The sequence below is a fragment of the Halopelagius fulvigenes genome (genome assembly GCF_042662625.1).
Classification (GTDB): Archaea; Halobacteriota; Halobacteria; order Halobacteriales; family Haloferacaceae; genus Halopelagius; species Halopelagius fulvigenes.
In genome coordinates this window covers 598,349-620,703 of record NZ_JBHSXH010000009.1, presented here as the reverse complement: position 1 = coordinate 620,703, position 22,355 = coordinate 598,349, and the positions used below count along the sequence as shown (strand labels likewise).

Genomic DNA, 22,355 nt, shown 5'->3' with positions numbered 1-22,355 from the left:
CGTCGGTTACCGTTCGGCCGTACTCGCCCGCGCCGCGAGCCATTCGAGGAGCGACGGCACCTGCTCGTGGCTTTCGAGGCGGTAGTCGGCGTCCGTGTCGGGTCTGTCGCCGACGAGGATGCCGATGCCGGACGGTTGGACCGCGCGGAAGGCGTCCTCGTCGGTGGTGTCGTCGCCGACGTACATCGTCCGCCACCCGTCGGGGGCGCGTTCGTCGAGTCGGTCTACCACGCGCCCTTTGTCCCAGTCCACGTCGGGGCGGATCTCACGAATCTGCTTGCCGGAGACGACGTGGATGTCCTCGTCGGACGCCGCGGCCAGTTCCTCGACGGCGGCGACGACTTCCTCGACGTACTCCTCGGGCGTCTGCCGGAAGTGGACGCTCGCCGTGACGCCCTTCTCTTCGACGAAACAGCCCGGAACGTGGTCCAACCGGGAGCGAATCTCCGCGCAGAGGTCCTCTATCGCGGTGCGGGCGGCCACCGCCTCGGGGTGGACCTCCATCTCGCCGTCGATTCGCATCTCCAGTCCGTGGTTCCCGGCGTAGTCGATGCCGTCGACGCCGACCCGTTCGACCACGTCGGCCAGTTGCCGTCCGCTGATGACCGTCACGTCGACGCGCGGGTGTTCGACGAGTTCCTCGACGGCCTCCCGGGAGTCGGGGAAGATCTCCGTCTCCTCGGGGTCCGCGCCGATGGGCGCGAGCGTTCCGTCGAAGTCGAGTCCGAGCGTCAGTCCCTCCGCGTCGTCCAACCACTCGCCGACCTCCGTCGTCCGAGACTGAAAGAGGGGCGTCTCGCCGCCCTCGTTCGGCGACGCTCCGACGTCCTCACTCATCGTCCGACCCCTCCGTTCCGGCGTTCCGCATCGTCGCCACCGTCTCGAAGATGGAGTGCATCCACCGCGACACGTCGGCGTCTTCGACGCGGTTCCGCAGTTCGCGCATCCGTTCGCGCCGTTCGCTGGCGGGCATGCGCAACGCGTCGTCGATGGCGGACGCGAACTCGTCCGTGTTCTGCGGGCGGACGGTGACCGTCCACTCGCCCATGTAGTCGTGCGCGCCCGTCTGGTCGCTGAGGAGGAGGACGCCGTCGCCGTCGTCTCCCTGCGCGGCGACGTACTCCTGTGCGACCAAGTTCATGCCGTCCCGGAGGGGACTGATGAGGGCGATGTCGCTGTGCGTGTACGCCCCGTACAGCGCCTCGTCCGAGAGATGCGCGGTCGTGTACACTATCGGCTCCCACTCGTCGGTGCCGAAGCGCTCGTTTATCCGCGCCGCCTCCTCCTCTACCTCCGTCTGGATGTCCATGTACTCCTCTATCTCCGACCGACTCTTCGAGCCGATCTGCACGTGGGTGAGCGACCCCCGCCACTCGGGGGAGTCCTCCCACAGTCGCTCGAGGGCCTCGAACCGTTCGGGGATGCCCTTGGTGTAGTCTAAGCGGTCGACGCCCACGCTGACTCGCTTCTCGTTAAGGTGGTGTTCGTCCGCGAACTCCGCCCAGAACGACTCGGCCGCCTCCGACTTCGCGCCCGTTCGGATGGTGTCCACCGAGACGCCCAGGGGGAACGCCTCGATGGTCGTCGTCTTCCCACGGAAGGTGATCTCGGCGGCGTCTCTATCGACTTCCGCGTCGGGGAACGTCTGCTCTACGCACTCCATGAAGTTCTCCCCGTACCGCGGGACGTGGAAGCCCAAGAGGTCGTTCCCGAGGAGGCCGGAGATTATATCCTCGCCGTGCGGGCACGCCCGGAACATGTCCCACCCGGGCCACGGGATGTGCCAGAAGTGCGCGAGAAACGCGCCGTCGGGGACCCGCGATTCGAGCATCCGCGGCGCGAGGCTCAGGTGGTAATCCTGGAACCAGACGATGGTCGATTCGCCGACGTGTCTCGCCACGTTGTCGACGAACTGGTCGTTCACCGCCTCGTAGTCCTGCCAGTACGCCGCTTCCGAGTGGACGTTCATCAGCATCGAGTGGCAGACGGGCCAGAGAACTCGGTTGCTGAATCCGAGGTAGTAGTTCTCGACCTGCTCCTCGGAGAGCCACACCCGGTTGAGCGTGTACGTGCCCTCCTCTTTCTCCTCGTCGGGCGGGACGGTAACGTGGCCGTCGTCGTCGACGACGTCCCTGTCGGCACTCCCGTCGCCCCACGCTATCCACGTCCCGTTTCGCTCGCGCATCGCCGCGTCCAACGCCGATGTCAGTCCCCCGGTCGGGCGACTGACGTTTATTCCGCCCTCGTCGTCGTATTCGTGCCGGTACGGCTGCCGGTTGGAGACGACGACGACGTCGTCCGTCGTCTGCGTACTCCGTCCGTCTCTCTCGGAGGCCGACGCTCGCCGACTCGACAGCGAGGACGACACGTCTGAGACGTTCATTCATAAATACAATGCGCTGCTTCTCGGCTAATCGTTCGGCCTGCAGGTGCCAGCATATGTGGCTCCTCGGAGCCTCTATCCGCCATTTAGGCCTTTCGGCGAGAACGTCTTCGAAGGCGAAACGAGTCGCGGGCGCGGGGGGTTAGAACGATTGGTCGGATTTCTCGTCGGAGTCGTCCTCTATCCCTCGGTCGCTGTATCGCTGTCTGCCCACCGCCTCGCCACCGACCATGTTGAGGATGCTCTGTTGGACTTCGTTGGGCGATTGGAACTCCTCGTCGCCCCTGCCGGCGAGAACCTCCTCTACGGTCGTCGTCCCGTCGGAGATGTTGAGTTCGTGGTCGCCGTACTTCTCTACGACCTCCTCTTTCGAGATCGGATACTCCTCCTCGTCGAGTTCGTCCGCCAGCGAACCGAACTCGACTCCCATCTCTTTCTCCTCGGCGTCCTCGTTCTCGTCGAGATCTTCGTCGCTCATGCACCGAAACTTACTCGCGTTTTCATCAACTCCTTGTGCCTGCCAATGCCGGGTGATTCGGGCCTCTGACGCCGCCGTCGCAGTTCGGACCGTTCCGTCTCCTCGAAGATGCTCTCACGCGACAACTCTCGGCGCGAATCGACCTTGCGAAAGTAAGGTCGGCGGCGTTTACCTGAGGGAAATTGTCACCACTTTTACACCCTCCTTTTTTGCGCCGAGGGGTCGTACAACGCGCGGCCCGAGGCGCAACAACCCGGACCAAACGATCCGCGACGAACGGAGTGAGTCGCGGTCGGTCGAGGTCACTCTCGCTTCGCGCCGGGTTCGTCACCGCGCTATTCCGCCTTTCCATCGCTCCGGGAGAAATTCGTTCTCCCGTGCTCTCGTTCGCCTTCGGCTCACGGAAACTTCGCTCGCTCGAAAAGCCGGACCGAAAGGGAGGTCAGTTCAGTCCTTTCGCTTCGCGCCGGGGTTCGTCACCGCGCCGTTGGCGGCCGACCCGAAGTCGTTGCCGTACTTCGCGAGGACGCCGGAGGTGTAGTTCGGCGGGTGCGGTTTCCACTCCTCTCTTCGCTCTGCGAGTTCCTCTTCGGAGAGGTCCACGGAGAGTTCGCGGTTCTGGATGTCGACGGTCACCTCGTCGCCGTCCTCGAGGAGGGCGATGGGTCCTCCGACGGCCGCCTCGGGCGCGACGTGACCGACCATCGGGCCGCGGGTCGCTCCGGAGAACCGACCGTCCGTCAGAAGCGCCACGTCGTCCTCGTGTCCCTGTCCGACGACGGCGGCGGTGACGCCGAGCATCTCGCGCATGCCGGGGCCGCCCTGCGGCCCCTCGTTGCGGATGGCAATGACGTCGCCCGATTCGATGTGGCCATCCTGGACGTACTCCATGGCGTCCTCCTCGTTCTCGAAGACGCGGACGGGGCCGGCGTGGTGGAACTTGTCGTCGCCGGTCACCTTCAGCACCGCGCCGTCGGGCGCGAGGTTGCCCTTCAGGATCTTGATCGCGCCCTCCTCCTGGTAGGGGTCGTCGACGGTGTAGATGAAGTCGCCATCGATCTCGTCGTCGTCCGGGAGGTCCAACCGTTCGAGTTCCTCCTCGATGGTGCGGCCGGTGACAGTCATCGCGTCGCCGTGGAACAGGCCGGCGTCGAGGAGTCGGCGGATGACGACGGGGACGCCGCCCTCCTCGTAGAGGTCGTTCATCACCTTCGTGCCGCCGGGTTGGAGGTTCGCGATCTTCGGCGTGCGCCGGGATATCTCGTCGAACTCGTCGATTTCGAGGTCGATTCCGGCCTCGGCGGCGAGTGCGAGCAAGTGGAGGACGGCGTTCGTCGACCCGCCGACGGCCACCTGCAGGGCGATGGCGTTCTCGAAGGACTTCTTCGAGAGGACGTCGGAGGGGCGGATGTCGTTCTCGACGGCGTCGAGGACGGCCTCGCCGGACCGGCGGGCCACCTCGTAGCGTTCCTCGGACTCGGCGGGCGCGCCCGCGGTTCCGAGCGGTGCCATCCCGAGTGCCTCGCTGATGGACGCCATCGTGTTCGCCGTGAACATCCCGCCGCAGGACCCCGCGCCGGGGCAGGCGTTGCGCTCTAACTCGTCGAGTTCGTCGGCGCTCATCTCGCCCTCGGCGTACGTGCCGACGCCCTCGAAGACGCTCTGGACGGTCACTTCCCGGCCCTCGTGTTCGCCGGGCATGATGGACCCGCCGTAGAGGAACACGGAGGGGAGGTCCGTCCGGATGGACGCCATCATCATCCCCGGGAGGTTCTTGTCGCACCCGGCGACGGTGACGAGGGCGTCCATCCGTTCGCCGAAGGCGACGAGTTCGACGGAGTCGGCGATGACCTCCCGAGAGATGAGGGAGGCCTTCATCCCCTCGGTCCCCATCGAGATGGCGTCCGAGATGGTGATGGTGCCGAACTCGATGGGCATCCCGCCGGCGTCCTCGACGCCCTCGATGGCGGCGTCGGCCACGTCGTCCAGGTGGACGTTACACGGGGTGATGTCCGCGGCGGGGTTGGCGATGCCGACCATCGGCGACCCCAAGTCCTCGTCGTCGAACCCCATCGCGCGGAACATCGCGCGGTGCGGGGCGCGGTCTGCACCCTCGGTGACCTCCGAACTCTGTAGGTTCGGGTCCTTTCCGTGAGAGAACGCCTCGTCCTCGTCGGCGTCCCCCCGCGGGGTTTGTTGGCTCATATCCCGTCGTTGCTTCCCGACCGGCTTAAAGCACACCGAACCACCAGCATTCGCCCCCGAAACGCCTCCGGATGCGGCACTCATTCACCATCATCGTCAATTAGGTATATTTGTGAAGTAATAGTACGTAACTCGTGCTATGGTAACCCATGGTTCGGACGACGACGCGACGAACAGACGCGGCCGACGACGCGAATCGGACCGGGAGGCCGCCCGGCGCGCGGCCCGAAACGGCGACGCGCACGTCTCGGAGTTCGGCCCGCGGAACGGCGACGCCGACGGGGAGGCGGAGTCGGCGGAGACGACCGAGTTGGGGGACGGATCCGGCGACGAGACGGTTCGCGCGGCGCTTACGAGGCGGACGTTCCTCGGAGCGCTCTCGGCGACCGGACTCGCGGCGTCGATTCGGGCGTTCGCCGGACGGGGCTCGGCCGCCTCGGGCGAACCCGCTCACTTCCAGTACTTCCACGAGACGTGGCCGACCATCACGGAGAACCTCTCGACGGTGGCCGATCGGGGGTACGACGCGGTGTGGATTCAAGCGCCGCAGCGAAGCGACATCTCGTGGTCGGAGCAGAACGGGCGCAACGACCCGCCGTTGGGGTACCAGCCCGTCGATTTCACCACGTTCGACAGCGAGTTCGGCACGGAGGAAGACCTCCGAAACCTGATAGACGAAGCGCACGCGCAGGGGTTGGAGGTGTACGTCGACTGCGTGATGAACCACATGGCGACGGGCCACGACTACGAGTTCCCGCGGTTCTCCTACGACGACTTCCACCACGACGTGGGGAGCATCGACGACTGGAACGACGACCACCAGGTCGAACACGGCGAACTCCTCGGCTTACCGGACCTCGCGCAGTACGAGTCGTCCACCTCGTCGTACGTCCGGAGCGAACTGATGAACTACATGGAGAAAATCGCCGGGACGGGCGCGGACGGGTACCGCTTCGACGCGGTCAAGCACGTCGAGGAGAAGTACTGGCGCGACCACGCGAACCCGAAGGCCGACGAACTCGGGATGGCCCGCATCGGCGAGGTGTACAGCGGCAGTCTCGACTACGTGCAGACGTACGTTGACACGGGCATGGACGCCTTCGACTACCCGCTGTACTTCGTCCTCGACCGGGTCTTCGAGGAGGGCGACATGAGCCAACTGCAGGGGGCCGGGTTGGTCGCCCAAGACCCGTGGCACGCGCACCCGTTCGTGCAGAACCACGACGAGGGCGCGCCGTCGCAGTACCACCTCGCCCACGCCTTCGTCCTCACGACGGAGGGCGTCCCGATGGTGTACAACCTCTATCCGACCGAGATACTCGACGATAGCGCCATCAACAACATGGTGTGGGTGCGCGACAACCTCTGCGGCGGCGAACTGCACTGGCGGCACGCCTCCTCGAATCTCGCCGTCTACGAACGGTACAACAACCTGCTCGTCGGCATCAACAACGACCCGAACGGGTCGCACACCCAGCGCGTGTACACCTCGTGGACGAACCGGACGCTCAACGACTACAGCGGTAACGCGGACGACGTGACGACCGACGGTGACGGGTACGTGGACGTGACCGTCCCCGCCGAGTCGTGGGTGTTCTACGCGCCGCCCTGACCGCGCCACCGCGGCGCGGCCTCACTCCTCCCCGTCGCGGGAGGCCAGTCCGACGAGGTGCGGCACCTCGGGGACGATTATCTCCTCGGTGCCGAGGCGCGCGGCGTTCTCGCTCCCGGGCAGACAGAAGATGATGACCCCCCGAGAGACGCCCGCGGCGGCGCACGTCCCGACGACGCGCGTGCCTATCTCCTCGTACGACAGTCGGCGGAACAGTTCGCCGAACCCCGGCAGTCGCTTCCTGAGGATGTCGTCCACCGCTTCGACGGTCACGTCGTCGGGCGTCACGCCCGTGCCGCCGGCGGTGACGACGGCGTCTACGTCCTCTCGGTCCACGAGGTTGTCCACGGTGGCCTGAATCCCGTCGAAGTCGTCGTCCACCAGTTGGCGCGTGACCACCTCGTGGCCCGCCTCGTCGAACGCCGCGACGACGGCGTCGCCCGCCGGGTCGTCGTCGAGCGAACGCGTCGAGGAGATGGTGACGACGGCGACGCCGACGGTTTCGACGTCGTGTTCGTGGTGGTCGTCGTGGTCGTGGTGATCGTCGTGTTCGTGGCGATGGTCGTCCCCGTCGGAGTCGTGTTGATGGTCGGCGGCCTCGTGGTCGGCGTCTATCTGTGGTCCGTCGTTCATACGCCGACGTTCGGACGGGACGGGGAAAATCGTGCGGACGGAGCGCGGTATTTAGTGGGTCCCGCCCCACGGAACTGGTATGCAGGCAGTCCAATTCGCGGAGCACGGCGACCGAGACGTCATCGAGTACGGCGAGTTCCCCGACCCCGAACCGGACCGCGGCGAGGTGGTCGTGGACGTGAAGGCGGCGGCGCTGAACCACCTCGACGTCTGGACGCGGCGCGGACTGCCCGGGCTCGACTTGGAGATGCCGCACGTCCCCGGCAGCGACATGGCCGGCGTCGTGGACGAGGTGGGCGAGAGCGTGACGCGGTTCGAGGAGGGCGACCGCGTGGCTCTCATCGCGGGCGTCTCGAACGGCGACGACGAGTTCTCCCGACACGGCGACCCGACGTTGGCACCCGACTTCCGCATCATCGGCGAACACGTGCGCGGCGTCCACTCGGAGTACGCCGCCGTCCCCGCGGAGAACCTCGTCCCCGTCCCCGAGGGCGTCAGGTGGGAGACCGCCGGGTCGGCGTCGCTGGTCTTTCAGACGGCGTGGCGGATGCTCGTGGACCGCGCCGACGTTGACCCCGGCGAGAAGGTCCTTGTCCACGGCGCTTCGGGCGGCGTCGGCCACGCGGCCGTCCAAATCGCCGACTACGCGGGCGCGGAGGTGTTCGCCACCGCATCCACCGACGAGAAACTGGAGTACGCCGAAGACTGCGGCGCGGACCACCTCATCAACTACGAGGACGAGGAGTTCGCGGGGCGCGTCCGCGAGATAACCGACAAGCGCGGCGTGGACGTCGTCGTGGACCACATCGGGGAGGCGACGTACGAGGACTCCCTGAAGAGTCTGCGGAAGGGCGGCCGTCTCGTCACCTGCGGGGCGACGACCGGCGGGAACCCCGGCGCGGGCCTGAACCGCATCTTCTGGAACCAACTGCAGGTCATCGGGTCAACGATGGCGACCCCCGGACAGGCCGACGACGTCCTCGAACTCGTCTGGGACGGCACCTTCGAACCGCGCATCCGCGAGGTGCTTCCGATGAGCGAGACGGCGCGCGCACACGAGATGATAGAGAACCGTGAGGGCTTTGGCAAGGTAGTCGTAATCCCCGATAGTGAACTCTGACGGCATCGACGAGACGCAAAGCGTCTCGTCCGCAGACCGGAACGCGAAGCGTTCCGGTGACACCGGCGAGCGACGCTCGTCGGCTACTCGGACGCAGTCCGATACAGAGGGGGGCTACGTCCACCGCCCGGACGGCGAACCCGTGCCCGAAGGGCCCGAACCCTCCGGATTCGGGCGAACCGGCTGGGGACTCGTGGTCGTGTTAGTGTTCTGTACGCTCGTCGTCCCGGGACTCATCTACCTGCGCCCGACGTTCCTCGGGTCGTTCGGCGTCCCGTACGTCGTGGCGTTGCTCGTCCTCCCGTTGCTCCCCGCCGTCGTCCTCGGTCTCACCGCGGTGTGGTCTATGACCGGCGCGACGAACGGCGGCCGACGCGACGACGACTGACCGGCGTCTCCTCGTTTTGCGGTCCGACATAAGCGTTGGCGACAACTCTTATATCTATCCGTGGGTGAGAACGTCACGCACAGATGTTCGAGCAATTTTCGAGCGGCTACTACCTCGGCCGGTTGTACGTCGAACCGTACGACGGCGAGGTGCCCGCCATCCACCGGACGGACCACGAGAGAGTCAACGAGGAGTTGTACGCGGACGAGGGGGTGACGCCACTCGACGCGCCCCTCGTCATGAAGTTAGAGCAGACGCACATCCCCGTCCTCGGGGACGAGTCCGTCCCGTCGGGGACCCTCGCCGTCCCGAGTTCGTTCGCCGACGAGGGCCTGCCGGACGACCGCGACGTCCTCCTCGCGAAGCGAGAACGCGCGGCCGAACTGCTCCGGTACTCGGGCTACAAGTTCGGCGACGACGCCGCCGTGGCGTAGCACGCTCACGACGCCGATTCTTTTCGCGACTTCGGTACGGATAGCCGGACGCTTACGGCCAAAGCCCGCGGCTCTCGTGTGCGTCGGCGATCCGCGAGAGGGCGACGACGTACGCGCCGTCGCGCCACGTGATGTCGCGTTCTTCGACCTCCCGCCGGACGGCGTTCCACGCGGAGAGCATCTCCTCTTCGAGTTCCTCGTTCACCCTGTCGCGCGACCACGAACGGCGGTTGATGTCCTGAAGCCACTCGAAGTAACTCACCGTCACGCCGCCCGCGTTCGCGAGGATGTCGGGCACTATCGGGATGTCCCTCTCGGCGAGAATCGAGTCCGCGACGAACGTTATCGGCCCGTTCGCGCCCTCGACTATCATGTCCGCCTGGACGTCCCCGGCGTTGTCCTCGGTGATGACGTTCCCGATGGCCGCCGGAATCAGGAGGTCCACGTCGAGTTCCAGTATCTCCTCGTTGCCGATGGTCTCGTCGGCGTAGGTCGTCACCGCCTCCGGTTCTTCGTTGTGGGAGGGTATCGCGCGGGTGTCGAGTCCGTCGGGGTCGTAGGCCGCGCCGTTCACGTCGCTGACGGCGACGACGGTCGCCCCCCAATCGTCGAGCAACTGGGCGGCGTTCGCGCCGACGCTTCCGAACCCCTGCACGGCCACCGTCGTCTCCTTTATCGGGTAGTCGTAGTAGTCCAGTAACTTTCGGGCGATGATGGCGACGCTCCGCCCAGGCGCTTCTTCTCGGCCCTTACTTCCGCCGATGACGGGCGGTTTGCCCGTCACCACGCCGGGTATCGTCTCGGCCTCCTGGACGCTGTAGGCGTCCATGATCCACGCCATCGTCTGCGCGTCGGTCCCCATGTCCGGCGCGGGAATGTCCGTCATGGGGCCGATGACGTTCCGCAGTTCGTTGGTGAAGCGGCGGGTCAACCGCTCGATTTCGTCGTCGCTCAACTCCTTCGGGTTGACGACGACGCCGCCTTTCGCACCGCCGAAGGGGATATCGACCACCGCGCACTTCCACGTCATCCACATCGAGAGGCCGATGCACTCCTCGCGACCGACGTGCGGGTGAAAGCGCAGGCCGCCCTTGAACGGCCCCCGCACGCTGTCGTGTTGGGCGCGATACCCACGGAACATCTCGACGGTGCCGTCGTCCTGTTCGAGGGGGACGGTCACTTCGTGGACCGCCGCGGGGTGGTTGAGTCGTTCGACGATGTTCGGGTCGACGTCGAGGTACGATGCGGCTTGGTTGAGTTGGTGTCGAGCGGTGTCGAGCGCGGTTTCCGGCGGCGTTTCCGTAGAGTGTCGAGTACTCTCGTCTGTCGGAGAGGTATCCTGGGACATTGTAAAAACGTGGGAGGAAACTATTCGAGCGATTTCGCCCGGTTCTGGAAGTCGCCGCCGCACTCCGAACACTCTCCCGGATGGGTTTCAGACTCGACGATGGCGCCGCACTCGAGACATTCGTACTCGGAGGAATGGTCCGACGTGTCGTCCTCAACGTCTTGCCCGTGAGGCATACTCGGACGTGCGAGCGCCAGGTGTAAGTATTAATCGTAATAGTAATATTAGGGACATATTCTCCCCCTAGAGGCGAACGGAGCAGTTCGAACGCGTCGGGTCGCGCGTCCGGCCGGAAGCGCCTCGTTCGGCGGTCCGTCGGAAGAGGGGCAGACCCCGTCGTCCGTCGAGTCCGCATCCCTCTCTCCGTAACTGACACACCGCTTCGCTTCAACGCCGCGAACGGACCGCCTCCCGCCGTCGCGCGGCGAGTCTAAGCAACTCTGAAGTACCCCGGGTCCGCGCGTCGAACCATGCTGGACGAGTTGCTGGGGCGGGCGGAACTGAAGGAGCGAATCGAGGAGTTAGAGGAGGAGAAGCGACACCTCGAACGCCGCGCCGAGGCCGAGGAGGAACGGCGAAGCGAGGCCGTCCGCGAACGGCAGGAGGCGGAAGCGGAGATAAACCGCTTGGAGACGCGCGTCGAGGAACTCGAACACCGCGTCGAACGACTCTCCGAAGACGGCGAGGCGGAGGTGGAGTTCCGCGGGACGGAGGACCTGCGCGGCGACAGGCTGGAGGAGGTGCTCTCGCGTCTGGACTCCGTCACCACCGGCCCCGAGGGTGCGCTCTCGGCGATGGTCGAGGACCGCGTCCCGGAGTCGGTGGCGGACGCACTCGGCGAACGGGCGGCCCTCGTCCGCCGCGCCGCGCCGTGTCTCGTCTACACCGACGACGCCGGCGTCGTCTCCGCCGTCCTCGAACCGCCGACGCCGCCCGCGGCGTTCGACGAGTGGGGGTCGTCGTTCCGCGTCGACCGGTCGTGGTTCCGACCGGAGGGGAGCGTCCGCGTCGCCCTCGTTCGCTCGGACCTGTTCGCCCTCGGTCGCTTCGACGGCGAGGAGGTCACCCTCGAAGACGACGTGGAGTCGGACGTGATGAACGCCCACTCGAAGGGCGGGTTCTCGCAGGCGCGGTTCGAACGGCGGCGCGACGAACAGGTGTCGAACCACGTCGACCGCTCGAAGGAGGTGCTTCAGGCGCACGCGGCGGACGGCGACGGGGACGGGACGCTGGTCGTCCTCGGGGAGCGAACCGTCCTCGGGGAGTTCGAGGGGTTGGCGGACCACCGCGCGACGGTGGACGCTTCGGGCGAACCGGAGGAGGCCCTCCGCGAGGCGGTCCGGGAGTTCTGGACCACCCGGCTGTCGCGCCTCTGAGTCGCCCCGGAACCACCGGAGATTAAGCCCACCCTTCGCGTCAGGTGTCACCATGAGTACCGCACGGACTGACGGCGACCGAACTCGGGTCGTCGTCCTCGCGCACGAGAAGTTCCCCGAACGGGCGAAGACGGCCACGGGCGTCCTCAAGTACGCCGACTACGACGTGGTGGCGGTCCTCGACCGGGACAACCCCGGCACCTCGGCTTCGGACCACCGCCGCGACCTGCCGGACGTCCCGATCGTTGAGTCGATGGACGACGCGCCCGAGGCGGACGCCCTGTTGGTCGGCATCGCCCCCATCGGCGGCGGGTTCGACGAGACGTGGCGCGACGACGTGCAAACCGCCATCGAACGCGGCTGTGACGTCATCGCGGGCCTGCACTACTTCCTCACCGAGGACGAGGAGTTCGCCGAACTCGCCGCCGAACACGGCGTCGAACTGAACGACGTGCGGAAGCCCCACGACGACCTGAGCGTCGCGCAGGGCCGGTCGGCCGAGGTGGACGCCGACATCGTCCTCACCGTCGGCACCGACTGCTCGGTGGGCAAGATGACCGTCTCCTTGGAACTGGTCGAGGCGGCGCGCGAACGCGGCATCGACGCCGGGTTCATCCCCACCGGCCAGACGGGCATCATGATCGCGGGGTGGGGCAACCCCATCGACCGGGTGGTCAGCGACTTCACCGCCGGCGCGGTAGAGGAGATGATTCTGGAAGTCGGCGACGACTACGACGTGCTGTTCGTCGAGGGGCAGGGGAGCATCACCCACCCCGCCTACTCCGCGGTCACCTGCGGCATCCTCCACGGCGCAATGCCCGACGCGATGGTCCTCTGTCACGTCGAGGGGCGCGACGCCATCCACGGCTACGAGGACTTCGAGATACCGCCCGTCTCCGAGTACGTGGACCTCTACAAGAACCTCGCCGCGCCCGTCCGCGAGGGGTCCGTCGTCGCCGGCGCGTTGAACACTTCCCACCTCGACGGCGACGACGCCGCGCGCGAGGCCGTCGACTCCTACGGGGAATCGCTCGGCGCGCCCGCGACGGACCCCGTCCGCTTCGACGCCGACGAGATTCTCGACGCGGTGCTGGGGGCGGAGTAGATGACGCTGACGACGGAGTTCGAGCGGGTGTCGTACCCGCTGGCCGACGACTTCACCATCTCCCGCGGGACGCAGACGGAGGCCGAGAACGTCGTCGTCCGCGTCACCGACGACGGCGGGATGACGGGCGTCGGCGCGGCGGCCCCCTCCGCGCACTACGGCGAGACGGCCGACACCGTCGAAGCCGTCCTGCCGGACCTCCTGCGCGAAGTCGAGTCCGTCGGCGACGCCCACGCGATAGCGCGGATCGAGCGACGGATGAAGGAGGCGGTCAACGAGAACCCGGCGGCCCGCGCCGCAGTCAGTATCGCCCTCCACGACCTGGCCGCGAAGCGTCTCGGCCTCCCCCTCTACCGGCAGTGGGGGCTGGACGCCGACGACTGCCCGCCCACCTCGTTCACCATCGGACTGGACGAGACCGAGCGGATCAGAGAGAAGACGGAGGCGGCCGTCGAGTCCGGCTATCCGGTCCTGAAGGTGAAACTCGGCACCGACCGCGACGAGGAGATAGTCGAGGCGGTCCGAGAGAGCGCGCCCGACGCGACGATTCGCGTGGACGCCAACGAGGGGTGGACGCCCCGCGAGGCGGTCCGGAAGTCGGAGATGCTCGCGGAGTACGGCGTCGAGTTCATCGAGCAACCCGTCCCCGCGGAGGACCCCGAGGGGCTGAAGTTCGTCTACGAGCGGAGCGCACTCCCGATAGCGGCCGACGAGTCCTGCGTGACGCTCGAAGACGTGCCCGCCGTCGCCGACCGGACGGACATCGTGAACCTGAAACTGATGAAGTGCGGCGGCCTCTCGGAGGCCACGCGGATGGTCCACGCCGCCCGCGCGCACGGACTCGAAGTGATGCTCGGCTGTATGGTGGAGTCGAACGCCGCCATCGCCGCCGCCTGCCACCTCGCGCCCCTTCTCGACTACGCCGACTTGGACGGCGCACTCCTCCTCGAAGCGGACGACTACGAGGGCGTCCTAATCGAGGACGGGGAGATTCTCCTCGACGGCCTGGACCGGAGCGGAACCGGCGCGCGGCGGAGCGACTGAGCGCTCTTCGCCGACCCTAGGCTCGCTCCCACGTGGCGAACGCCCGTCCGGTCGCCGCCTTCTCGACGTACTCTCGTTGCATCGCGCGGACGGCGTCCGGGAGCGTCTCGCCCGCGTCGAGTCGTTCGCGGACGCGGGCGCGCTTCCACGCGCTCGGAGAGGTGTGCGTGGCGCTCTGTCGCGCCTCTATCGGCGAGAGGAGCCACTCGGCCGTCTCGTCCTCGACGCCCAACTCGCGCAGGCCGTGCCGCGCCAGCGAGAACACCTCGTCGCGGACGGCGGGCGTCGCGTCGATTCGGTCGCCGTGGCTGCCGACCCACTCCAAGTCGGCGGCGGGTCCGTCCGCGACGGCGGCGTAGAAGGAGTCGCGGGCGTCCTCCCACGCCAGGCCCTTGACGGGGTGGTCCGCGACGACGATTCCGCGGACGAGTCCGACGACCAACGCCTGCAGGCCGACGGTGTCGCGGACGGTCGGTTGCGTCGGGAGGGGTCTGTACTCGATTCTGACCGACGCGTCGTCGTTTCCGGGGGCCGCCGACCCCCCGTCGTCGACGTGGGGCACGTCGCCGCCGAAGACGGGTCGGACCCACCGCCAGAACGTGCCGCGCTTGGTGACGAACTCCGGGACGGACGAGGCGTAAGAGGCGTCACCGTCGGCCTCCGCGTCCGCGTCGCCGTCGTCGCCCGCCTCCGAGAGGACGGGCGCGAGCGTCTCGTCTTCGACGATTCGGTCGATTACCTCCGCCACGTCGTCGTAGTCCTCGGGGACGCGGCACTTCTCGATGCCTCCGACGTTGACCGACCGCTCGAACACCGGGACGCGACACTCGTGGGGCGTCTCAGAGAGAACGTCCTCGGCGTCGAGTCCCTCGTAGCGGTCCGCCGGGAGGAACGGCGAGTTCGCCGAAAGCGACAGCACCGGCCCCATCGTTCGCGTTGCGACGTTGAGGTATCGGGGCAGGTCCGTCGCCGTCGGAATCTGCAGGTGCGGCTGAATCGACGTGGTGAGCGACTCCACGAGGATGGACCGGGCGTCGTCGAGTCCGGGCAACCCGACGGGGATGCGACCCCCGTCGCGCGCCCGAATCGCCGCGTCGATGGCGACGTAGCGCGGAATCGGGCGCATGTTCTCCGGGAGGAACACGCCGTCCGTCTCCGTCCCCGCGTCGAGGTACGCCGCCGTGCCCTCCGCGGGCGGCACCGTCCACATCCCGTCGAGGACGAGTCTGCGGTCGGCCTCCTGAAGCACCGTTCGCGCGCCCGCGAGCGCAGTCTCCAGCGTCGCCGCCTGCCGCCGGAAGCCGGTTCCGGCCGCGGCGTCGGGGTGGGTGTGCACCTCGACGTTGTGGACGCCGAGTTCCGGACTGCAGTTCGGGGCGTCGAACGCCGCCTCCGGGACGGGCGCGAGTCGCCCGTCGGCGTCCACCGCGTACGCCTCCAGTTCGAGGCCGACCGAGAAGTGGCGGTTGTCGAGCCGACCCGACCGGACGTCTTCGAGGACGTCGTCGGCCTGCGCCTCGACGCGTCGCTGGAACTCCGCGCTCGTCTCGGACGCCGCCGCGCGCCGAACCGCCTCGGTCAGCTCGTTCATCCCGTAACTGTCACCGCCCCGTCGGATTGAGGCTTGCGGCGACGCCGCCCTCAGTCGAGGTTCTCGTTCCGCGTCTCCGACCGGAGGATGAACGGCCCGATGGAGAGGGTGCGCTTTGCCGCCGTGGCGATGCGGAGGATGAACGAGAGCAGTATCGTGAAGGGGAAGACGGCGACGGCGGTGGCCGCGGTGACCGTCCACACCATGTTGTCCACGCCGAACGTCGTCCCCGTGATGGTGCCGGGGTTGTCGAGATAGAGGATGGCCGCCGTCGACACGAGGAGCGACGGCACCGCCGCGTACAGCATGGCCCGCGAGAGGTTGATGAGTTCCCACTGGAAGTAGAGCGTCTTGAAGTGCTCTCTGGCCGGGCCGAAGTACGTCAGCACGTTCACGAGTTCGTCGAACGCCTCGTCGACGGCCTCGGGCAGTTCGTCCTCGTACTCGTTTCGGAGCCGTCGCGCCTGATATATCTTCCACGAGTAGTTGAAATCTAACGCGGCGAACAGCACGTCGAACGTCCCGAACTGGCCGCCTTCGAGTTCGTCGGATACCTCGGAGGCGTTCTCCCGCAACTCGTCGACGTACTCCTCGAGGCGCGAGCGAAACTCCGCGTCCCCCTCTCCGTCGTCTCCCGTCGAGAGGGCCTCTCCGAGCGTCTCGGCGCGGTCCGAGACGGCGACGACGAGCGCTCTGAGGAACGCCGACGGCTCGGGCGGCGCCGCGGTGACGTCTAAGTCCTCCTCCACGTCGCGGCGGAACTCCATCGCGCCGGACATCCGCTGTCTCTGGTCGCCCAGCGGACCGAGTTCCTGCGAGAGGACGAGCGAGTTGATGGAGACGACCAGCGTCACGCCGGTGATCGTCGCCGTCAACAGGGCTTGAAACAGCGTCTCGACGGGGTCGGCCGACTTCATCGCCGCCCGGAGCGGTACCGGGTCGAGGACGCCGAGGACGATGAGCGACGCGAACACCAAAACGAGCGGAACGGCGGAGACGAACCACCGATTCGCTTCCAACAACAACCACAGTTTCAGGCGATTCTCGCCCGCGCGCTTCCGCATCGTGTCGCTCGGTTCCCCCTCGCTCGACTCCGTGTTGTTCCCGTCGGAGACCATCGGTCGTGCCGACGTTCAGCGACGGGCGCTAAAGGAGTCGTGGCCGCCCGTCGGCGGCGCTGACAGTCGGGAGAACCGACCGGCGACCCTCATGCGTCGTCTTCGTTCTTCAGTTCCTCCAGTTCGGCCTCGACCTCCTCGTCGGCGACGTCCGCGTCTGCCGCCTCGGCGTCCGCCTCCGTCTCGGCGTCCGCCGCCTCGACGTCTTCGCTCTCCTCCGGCGCGGGGCCTCTGCCCATCTCGGCTTTCAGCGTCTCCAGTTCCGTATCGACCTCTCTGGAGGACCGCCCCGATTCGAGTTCGCGGTCGATGGAGTCCTTGTCGGAGAGGGCGTCGTCGAACGCGCCCGTGTCAGCGAGTTCGTCCATCGCGGCCGACCGCGCCTCCATCTCGTCGGTCCGGTCCTCGGCGCGTTCGAGGGCGCGGCCCACGTCGGCCATCTCGTCGCCGACGCCGGACATCGCCTCGGAGACGCGCGTGGAGGCCTCCGCCGCGTCGTAGCGGGCCTTCATCGTCTCCTTCTTCGTGCGGAACTCCTCGATGCGGTTCTGCAGTTGGTTCTTCTTGTCGACGAGGGTGTCCTGCGTCTCTTGGAGGTTGGCTATCTGGGTCTCCAAGTCCTCTATCTGGTTCATCTTCGACTGCTTCTTCTCCAACGCCTGCCGCGCGAGGTCGTCGCGGTCCTGATTGACCGCCTCGCGCGCCTGTTCGTTGTGCTTCTCGACGTTCTCTTCGAGGCGTCGCTTCTGAATCTCCAGTCGCTTCTTCTGGGTCGTCAGGTCCGCGATGCCCTGTTTGACCTGCTGGAGTTCGTCCCGCATCTTCTCGTAGGAGTAGTCCAGTGTCTCTCCCGGGTCTTCGGTCCGATTGAGGATGGCGTTTATCTTCGACCGAATGACGTACGACGTGCGCGAGAGGATTCCCATACCCCCTTTTTGGTCACGTCGGGCTTAAAACCTCACGCGACAGAGAGGTTGTATGGCCGAGACGGTTCTCGTTCCCGGCGGCCGAGACGTCCGGGCGTCGCTGGACGAAGCGGACGGCGGAGACGCGGCGGCGTGCGTCGTCGCCTGTCCGCCGCACCCCCAACAGAGCGGACACCGCGGCGACGACAGACTCGTCGCCGTCAGCGACGAACTGACGGCCCGCGGCGTCGATTGCCTCCGGTTCGACTACGGCGCGTGGGACGAGGGGTACGGCGAGAAGGCGGACGCGAGGAACGCCGTCGCGTGGGCGCGGGAACGGTACGACCGCGCGGGCCTCTTCGGGTTCAGTTTCGGCGCGACGGTGGCGCTTCTCGCCGCCGCGGAGGGCGCGCCGACAGAGGCCGTCTCCGCACTCGCGCCGACGGCCCGCCTCGCCGACGACCTGGACGCGGCCGCGTCGTTCGACGACATCCCCGTCCCCGTCCAAGTGCTGTACGGGACGCGCGACGACACCGTCGAGTGGGAACCCGTGGTCGAACGGGCGCGAGAGACGCACCAGAGCGTCGAGGAGTTCAGCGCGGACCACTTCTTCGTCGGGCAGGCCGGGAAAGTCGCGGTTCGGGCGGCCGATTTTCTGCTCACCTTCCTTCAGGCGACGGACTCGCGGTAGCCGACTCGGACCCAGACGACGACGGCGACGAGTCCCGCGACGACGACGAACGTCCAGAACGCCGCCCCCACCGCGCCGCCGCCGCTCTCGAAGACGACGCCGACTGCGACGCCGACGACGAGAGCGACGCCGAAGGGCAGAACGAACGGGAGGTCGGTCCACTTCCCGCCCGCGTTGTAGTACTCGACGGCGTACGCCCAGAGCATACCGACGGTGACCTGGAAGCCGAGGAGCCAAAGCAGGCCGTGGAAACTCGCCACGAGGACGGCCGAGAGCGAGAGCGGCGTCACGTCCCGGAGCGTCCACGCCGTGCCGACGAGGAAGACGGCGAGCATCAGGGCGTGCCACGGGCGGAGGCGATCGCGGAGGAAGAGTCGTTCGCGGAGGGACACGTCTGACACCTTCGCGAGGTGTCACGAGAGGCTACCGACCGGCCTTCAGTTGTACCCGCGCCACCGGTGCCCGCACTCCTTGCACTTGAAGAATCGCGTCGGCGGTTCGTCGGCCGAACCGGTCTGTTTGATGGTGTACCACGCCTCGCCGTGACCGCACTTGTCGCAGGTCACGTCCGTCGCTGTGGGTTTCCCCTCGAAGTTCGCACCCTCCTCGGTTTCGATGAGTTCGTCGCCGCTCTGTTCCTCCGTCGAGACGAACTGCTCTGCGAGGTCTCGGTCCTGTTCGGCGGTGGACCCGCAGTCGCCGTTCGTACAGACCATCTCGCCGTCGCGGTTGACCATCATCGAACCGCAGTCGTCGCAGAACTGCATGGGGTGGACTTCGCGCTTCGGAGTGAAAGGCGTCTCGGACGCGCCGCACGACGGCGTCCGGTCGCCGCCTACTCGTCTTCGACCATCGGGCAGTCCCGCACGCGGAAGGTGTTCGAGTCCGCGACTTCGACTATCTCGGTCCCCTCGCGGTCGCACGCCAGTTCCGGCGGGTCCGAGAGGTGCGGACACTGCTCGCAGAACTCCGCCTTCGGGACGAGGTGGTCGGCGTAGCCAGGGACGCCCCCGCGCACCTCCTCGACGGACTCCGCCGCGCCCGCGCCGACGTGCGTCGCCTTGGCGGCGTCGGCGTCGGCGAGACTCGCCCACAGCGTCTCCTCGTCCACCCCGCCGACGTTCATCTCGTCGAACAGGGCGTTCGCGTCGTCGTCCCCCGACTCGCGGCGATGCCGTTCGCCCACCCGGCGGGCGAGGTCCGAGAGGGGGGCCGCGTCGTCGTGAAGCGACCCGTAGTGGAGGTCGAACAGTTCCTCGTCGGCGTGCGCGAGTGCGTTCGTCGCCGCACTCGTGTACGCGAACTCCCGCGCGCCCGCGCCGGGGTCGCCGACGAGGAGGACGACCGTTCCCGGCGGCGCCCCGCCGCCGATTATCGAATCGAGACGGGACACCCCGAAGGGGATGCTGTCCATGCTCCGTCGTCTCGGTCCCTTCCGTTAACCGTTCCGGGGCGCTTCGCCCGCCCGTTCGACCCGCGCGCCGGCGTTGCGCCCGGCGACGACGCGAACCTCGCCGCCGACGCCCGCGGCGTCGAGTGCGGCCCGCCCGGCCGCCCGCGCCTCGTCGGTGCGCGCCGCGTCGGTGACGCCGTACACCGCCGGTCCCCACGACGACTGCCCCGCGCCGTACACCGCGGGGTGTTCCGAGAGCGTCGCCACCAGTTCGCCGACCGGCGGTCGGTAGACGCCGCCCTGTTCGTCGGCGTACCACGATCCGTTCAACCGCCCGATTTCGGCGACGGCCTCGCCGAAGCGGTCGACGTTGCCGGCGGCGACGGCGGGGAGGAGGCGGCGACTCACGACGCCCGCGATGCGATCCGACACCGCCGGGTCGGCGCGTTCGACCACCGCGCGCATGCTGTCGTCCTCCTCGTCGCCGCTTCGTCCGGAGTCGGCGTCCGGGAGGACGAGGAGGAAGCGCCACTCCTCGGGGACGTCGTGCCGAACTGCGACGGGCGGCACCGTCCAGTCGCCGTCCGCCGGTCGGGAGGTCGTAAAGCGCGCCGTCGGGTGTCCCGCGTCCACGAGGAACCCGCCCCCCTCGAAGGCGGCGACGCCGACGCCGGACCGGCCGCCGCGTCCGAGGTCAGGCGCGGCCGCCCGCACGTCGCTCTCTCTGCCGTTGGCCCGCGCCACCGCGTCGAAGACGGTCAACGCGAGTTGCGTGCCGCTTCCGAGGCCGGCGTGCCGCGGAAGCGCCGACTCGACGTCGACGCGCGCCCCGGGGACGCCGAGGAGGTCGGCGGCGCGTTCGGCGTACTCGCGGGCGTCCGGTCGGTCGCAGACGACTCCGTCCGCGGGTTCGGCGGTCACCGTCGTCTCCGGGTCGGAGAGGGCGACGCCGAGTCCGCCGTAAAGGCGTTCGTGCGCGAGGCTCAGGTTCACGAATCCGAAGTGGAGGCGGGCCCCGGCGGTGACGCGGACGCGGTCGCTCATCGGCGGCAGTTCCCGACGGGCGCGTATGTCGGTTTCGACGGTGGCAACCCGAGAACGGTCGATAGAGAGGACTTAATCGGTCGCTAACGGGTCCTTACGATGCCCCTACCGCACCGCTGTCGCTACTGCGGGAGCGGACAGAGACTCGCGGTGAAGACGACCGTCTCCTCGGTTTCGTTCCGCGCCCCGTGGGCGACGCCCCTGTCGTGGCGGACGACCCCGGGCGCTTCGACCGCCTCCTCGTCGCCCTCGCGGACGACGGTCACTTCGCCGCGGAGGACGTGGAAGACGTTCGTGCTGTCCTCGTGTTCGTGCGGGTCGAGCGTCGCGCCCGGTCCGAGGGCGAACGCCTTCACCAACACGTCGTCGGTGACGACCAACTCGGCGGTCGCTACCTCCTCTCGGTCGGGGTCCAGATTCGATTCCGCGGCGGCGAGTGCGTCGAACTCCTCGGCCATACTCGACGGGAGGGTCGCCGGACGGATAAATCCGGATGCGGGCGGGAGAGGAGAGGGACGGGCGAGAAGGAGGAAAAGGACGGAAGAATCGAGGAGAGACGGGCGAACGGCGGGGGATGTGACGGGCGGGGAGCGTCAGAACGCGGTCGGTCGGCCGTCGGTCGGCGCGCGACGCCGGAGTCGCACCGCGCGGGCGTAGTCCGCCTGCGAGAGTGCGCCGACGACTCGGCCGCCCTCGGTCACGAGCGCGTAGCCCCCCTTCGCCCCGGGGAGATCCGCCAACGCCTCGAAGGCGTCCGTCGCCGCGTCGATTCTCGGAACGGGGTCCGCGAGGGCGGCCGAGACGGGCGCGTCGGCGTCGAGGTCGCGGCGTCGGAGGTCGTCGACGGAGACGTAACCGACGACGTGATCCAGAACTCGCGGTCCCACTCGCGGGGACCGACCGGAGACTCGCCACGCCGCCGAATATCCACAGCGTGATGGACTCGATGTCGATACCGTACCGGCGCGCGGCGTACGAGTGGCCGAGTTCGTGGAGGAGGACGCTGACGAACAGGCCGACGGAGGCGGCGACGCCGATGACCCACGGCGTCGCGCCCGCCCGGAGGGCCGCGACGTCCAACTCCCCCGGGGCGAACCCCCCGACGATGCCCGCGTACGTCTCTATCTGCGTCCCGCTTCCGATAAGCCACGCCAACACCGGGAGAAACAGGAACAACGAGGCGTTGATTCGGACGGGGATTCCCCACACCGCTCCGACGGTGAAACTTCTCATCGTCGAAGATACGGGAACTACGGAGGAGAAAACCACGACGTTCGGTCCGATTTCGGGAACGTCTGCGGAAGGGACGGGTTCGGCGCGACGCCGAACGTGAGCTATCGTTTCGACCCGGCGGACGGACGCGACGTCCGGTCCGGTCGGGACTCGTTGCGACGACGAGTCGTCTCCGGGAGGCGACGGGTGGGTGCCTCTGGTTGTTCGGTCGCACCGACGGCAGGGGGGACCGTCGGGGATGGGGGCCAACGGTC

24 protein-coding genes and 2 pseudogenes are annotated in these 22,355 nt (G+C 67.7%); 8 read left to right on the top strand and 18 right to left on the bottom strand.

The genetic code is table 11. The features are described from left to right. Nucleotides 1–6: 6 nt before the first annotated feature. The 4 genes from otsB to ilvD all read right to left on the bottom strand — a co-directional run bounded on the left by otsB (nt 7) and on the right by ilvD (nt 5,066). Nucleotides 7–837 (bottom strand): trehalose-phosphatase, encoded by an 831-nt coding sequence (gene otsB, locus ACFQEV_RS05620; protein ID WP_379693455.1) that lies wholly within the window; start codon nt 835–837, stop codon nt 7–9. Beyond that, nucleotides 830–2,383, bottom strand: a complete 1,554-nt coding sequence (locus ACFQEV_RS05615; protein ID WP_379693453.1) for an alpha,alpha-trehalose-phosphate synthase (UDP-forming) — start codon at nt 2,381–2,383, stop codon at nt 830–832. The genes otsB and ACFQEV_RS05615 overlap by 8 nt, the downstream gene beginning before the upstream one ends. A gap of 142 nt (nt 2,384–2,525) precedes the next feature. Continuing rightward, on the bottom strand, nt 2,526–2,861 hold the full coding sequence (locus tag ACFQEV_RS05610; protein ID WP_379693451.1) for a DUF5789 family protein: 336 nt from the start codon (nt 2,859–2,861) through the stop codon (nt 2,526–2,528). A 447-nt stretch (nt 2,862–3,308) separates the two neighbouring features. After that, nucleotides 3,309–5,066 carry a dihydroxy-acid dehydratase gene (ilvD, locus tag ACFQEV_RS05605; RefSeq protein WP_379693449.1) on the bottom strand — a complete coding sequence of 586 codons (1,758 nt, stop codon included), beginning with the start codon at nt 5,064–5,066 and terminating at the stop codon, nt 3,309–3,311. 139 nt (nt 5,067–5,205) lie between these two features. On the opposite strand from ilvD, the gene ACFQEV_RS05600 reads away from it, so the two are divergent. Then, nucleotides 5,206–6,678: an alpha-amylase domain-containing protein gene (locus tag ACFQEV_RS05600; protein WP_379693447.1), complete on the top strand. Its 1,473-nt coding sequence runs from the start codon at nt 5,206–5,208 to the stop codon at nt 6,676–6,678. Between the two features lie 21 nt (nt 6,679–6,699). Here the strand turns inward: ACFQEV_RS05600 and ACFQEV_RS05595 are convergent, their stop codons facing one another. Continuing rightward, nucleotides 6,700–7,311 carry a MogA/MoaB family molybdenum cofactor biosynthesis protein gene (locus ACFQEV_RS05595; protein WP_379693445.1) on the bottom strand — a complete coding sequence of 204 codons (612 nt, stop codon included), beginning with the start codon at nt 7,309–7,311 and terminating at the stop codon, nt 6,700–6,702. Between the two features lie 79 nt (nt 7,312–7,390). Between ACFQEV_RS05595 and ACFQEV_RS05590 the strand changes: the two genes are divergently transcribed. The 3 genes from ACFQEV_RS05590 to ACFQEV_RS05580 all read left to right on the top strand — a co-directional run bounded on the left by ACFQEV_RS05590 (nt 7,391) and on the right by ACFQEV_RS05580 (nt 9,253). Continuing rightward, nucleotides 7,391–8,431 carry a zinc-binding dehydrogenase gene (locus ACFQEV_RS05590; protein ID WP_379693443.1) on the top strand — a complete coding sequence of 347 codons (1,041 nt, stop codon included), beginning with the start codon at nt 7,391–7,393 and terminating at the stop codon, nt 8,429–8,431. After that, nucleotides 8,421–8,819: a hypothetical protein gene (locus ACFQEV_RS05585; protein WP_379693441.1), complete on the top strand. Its 399-nt coding sequence runs from the start codon at nt 8,421–8,423 to the stop codon at nt 8,817–8,819. Before ACFQEV_RS05590 ends, ACFQEV_RS05585 begins: the two co-directional genes overlap by 11 nt. 83 nt (nt 8,820–8,902) lie before the next feature. Next, nucleotides 8,903–9,253 (top strand): DUF5802 family protein, encoded by a 351-nt coding sequence (locus ACFQEV_RS05580; protein WP_379693438.1) that lies wholly within the window; start codon nt 8,903–8,905, stop codon nt 9,251–9,253. A gap of 52 nt (nt 9,254–9,305) precedes the next feature. On the opposite strand, the gene gdhB is transcribed toward ACFQEV_RS05580, so the two are convergent. After that, a complete protein-coding gene (gene gdhB, locus ACFQEV_RS05575; RefSeq protein WP_379693435.1) occupies nt 9,306–10,601 on the bottom strand; it encodes a glutamate dehydrogenase GdhB in 1,296 nt (431 codons plus the stop codon). Between the two features lie 20 nt (nt 10,602–10,621). Then, complete coding sequence (locus ACFQEV_RS05570; RefSeq protein ID WP_379693433.1) at nt 10,622–10,777, bottom strand: rubrerythrin-like domain-containing protein; 156 nt, start codon at nt 10,775–10,777, stop codon at nt 10,622–10,624. Nucleotides 10,778–11,071: 294 nt separating this feature from the next. On the opposite strand from ACFQEV_RS05570, the gene ACFQEV_RS05565 reads away from it, so the two are divergent. Genes ACFQEV_RS05565 through ACFQEV_RS05555 form a run of 3 tightly spaced genes read left to right on the top strand, consistent with a single transcriptional unit; the run spans nt 11,072 to nt 14,126 of the window. Then, nucleotides 11,072–11,977 (top strand): Vms1/Ankzf1 family peptidyl-tRNA hydrolase, encoded by a 906-nt coding sequence (locus ACFQEV_RS05565; RefSeq protein ID WP_379693431.1) that lies wholly within the window; start codon nt 11,072–11,074, stop codon nt 11,975–11,977. A gap of 52 nt (nt 11,978–12,029) precedes the next feature. Then, nucleotides 12,030–13,082 carry a DUF1611 domain-containing protein gene (locus ACFQEV_RS05560; protein ID WP_379693428.1) on the top strand — a complete coding sequence of 351 codons (1,053 nt, stop codon included), beginning with the start codon at nt 12,030–12,032 and terminating at the stop codon, nt 13,080–13,082. Beyond that, entirely contained in the window at nt 13,083–14,126 is a 1,044-nt protein-coding gene (locus ACFQEV_RS05555; protein WP_379693427.1) for a dipeptide epimerase, read from the top strand. It abuts the gene before it with no gap. Between the two features lie 16 nt (nt 14,127–14,142). Here ACFQEV_RS05555 and ACFQEV_RS05550 read toward each other — a convergent pair whose 3' ends face one another. From ACFQEV_RS05550 to ACFQEV_RS05540, 3 genes are all read right to left on the bottom strand, one after another. Further along, entirely contained in the window at nt 14,143–15,717 is a 1,575-nt protein-coding gene (locus tag ACFQEV_RS05550) for a glutamate-cysteine ligase family protein (RefSeq protein ID WP_379693424.1), read from the bottom strand. Nucleotides 15,718–15,767: 50 nt separating this feature from the next. Further along, nucleotides 15,768–16,835 carry a DUF7972 family membrane protein gene (locus ACFQEV_RS05545; protein WP_379693422.1) on the bottom strand — a complete coding sequence of 356 codons (1,068 nt, stop codon included), beginning with the start codon at nt 16,833–16,835 and terminating at the stop codon, nt 15,768–15,770. 89 nt (nt 16,836–16,924) lie between these two features. Beyond that, the gene (locus ACFQEV_RS05540; RefSeq protein ID WP_379693419.1) at nt 16,925–17,761 is read right to left on the bottom strand and encodes a PspA/IM30 family protein; all 837 of its coding nucleotides are present in this window, start codon (nt 17,759–17,761) and stop codon (nt 16,925–16,927) included. Between the two features lie 52 nt (nt 17,762–17,813). Between ACFQEV_RS05540 and ACFQEV_RS05535 the strand changes: the two genes are divergently transcribed. Next, entirely contained in the window at nt 17,814–18,431 is a 618-nt protein-coding gene (locus tag ACFQEV_RS05535) for an alpha/beta hydrolase (RefSeq protein ID WP_379693417.1), read from the top strand. On the opposite strand, the gene ACFQEV_RS05530 is transcribed toward ACFQEV_RS05535, so the two are convergent. The 8 genes and pseudogenes from ACFQEV_RS05530 to ACFQEV_RS05500 form a co-directional block, all read right to left on the bottom strand. After that, the gene (locus ACFQEV_RS05530) at nt 18,410–18,832 is read right to left on the bottom strand and encodes a hypothetical protein (RefSeq protein ID WP_379693414.1); all 423 of its coding nucleotides are present in this window, start codon (nt 18,830–18,832) and stop codon (nt 18,410–18,412) included. The genes ACFQEV_RS05535 and ACFQEV_RS05530 overlap by 22 nt on opposite strands. Nucleotides 18,833–18,868: 36 nt before the next feature. Further along, complete coding sequence (locus ACFQEV_RS05525; protein ID WP_379693412.1) at nt 18,869–19,198, bottom strand: transcription factor S; 330 nt, start codon at nt 19,196–19,198, stop codon at nt 18,869–18,871. A gap of 68 nt (nt 19,199–19,266) precedes the next feature. After that, the gene (locus ACFQEV_RS19890) at nt 19,267–19,557 is read right to left on the bottom strand and encodes a DUF8135 domain-containing protein (protein ID WP_464391816.1); all 291 of its coding nucleotides are present in this window, start codon (nt 19,555–19,557) and stop codon (nt 19,267–19,269) included. A gap of 84 nt (nt 19,558–19,641) precedes the next feature. Further along, nucleotides 19,642–19,845, bottom strand: a pseudogene (locus ACFQEV_RS05520) (RAD55 family ATPase); the annotation flags it as partial. Between the two features lie 24 nt (nt 19,846–19,869). Next, nucleotides 19,870–20,868: a beta-ribofuranosylaminobenzene 5'-phosphate synthase family protein gene (locus tag ACFQEV_RS05515; RefSeq protein ID WP_379693409.1), complete on the bottom strand. Its 999-nt coding sequence runs from the start codon at nt 20,866–20,868 to the stop codon at nt 19,870–19,872. A 122-nt stretch (nt 20,869–20,990) separates the two neighbouring features. Continuing rightward, a complete protein-coding gene (locus tag ACFQEV_RS05510) occupies nt 20,991–21,326 on the bottom strand; it encodes a cupin domain-containing protein (RefSeq protein WP_379693406.1) in 336 nt (111 codons plus the stop codon). 135 nt (nt 21,327–21,461) lie between these two features. After that, entirely contained in the window at nt 21,462–21,755 is a 294-nt protein-coding gene (locus ACFQEV_RS05505) for a CBS domain-containing protein (protein WP_379694588.1), read from the bottom strand. Next, a pseudogene (locus ACFQEV_RS05500) lies at nt 21,734–22,101 on the bottom strand (site-2 protease family protein); the annotation flags it as partial. The pseudogene ACFQEV_RS05500 and the gene ACFQEV_RS05505, both read right to left, overlap by 22 nt. Nucleotides 22,102–22,355 lie beyond the last annotated feature (254 nt).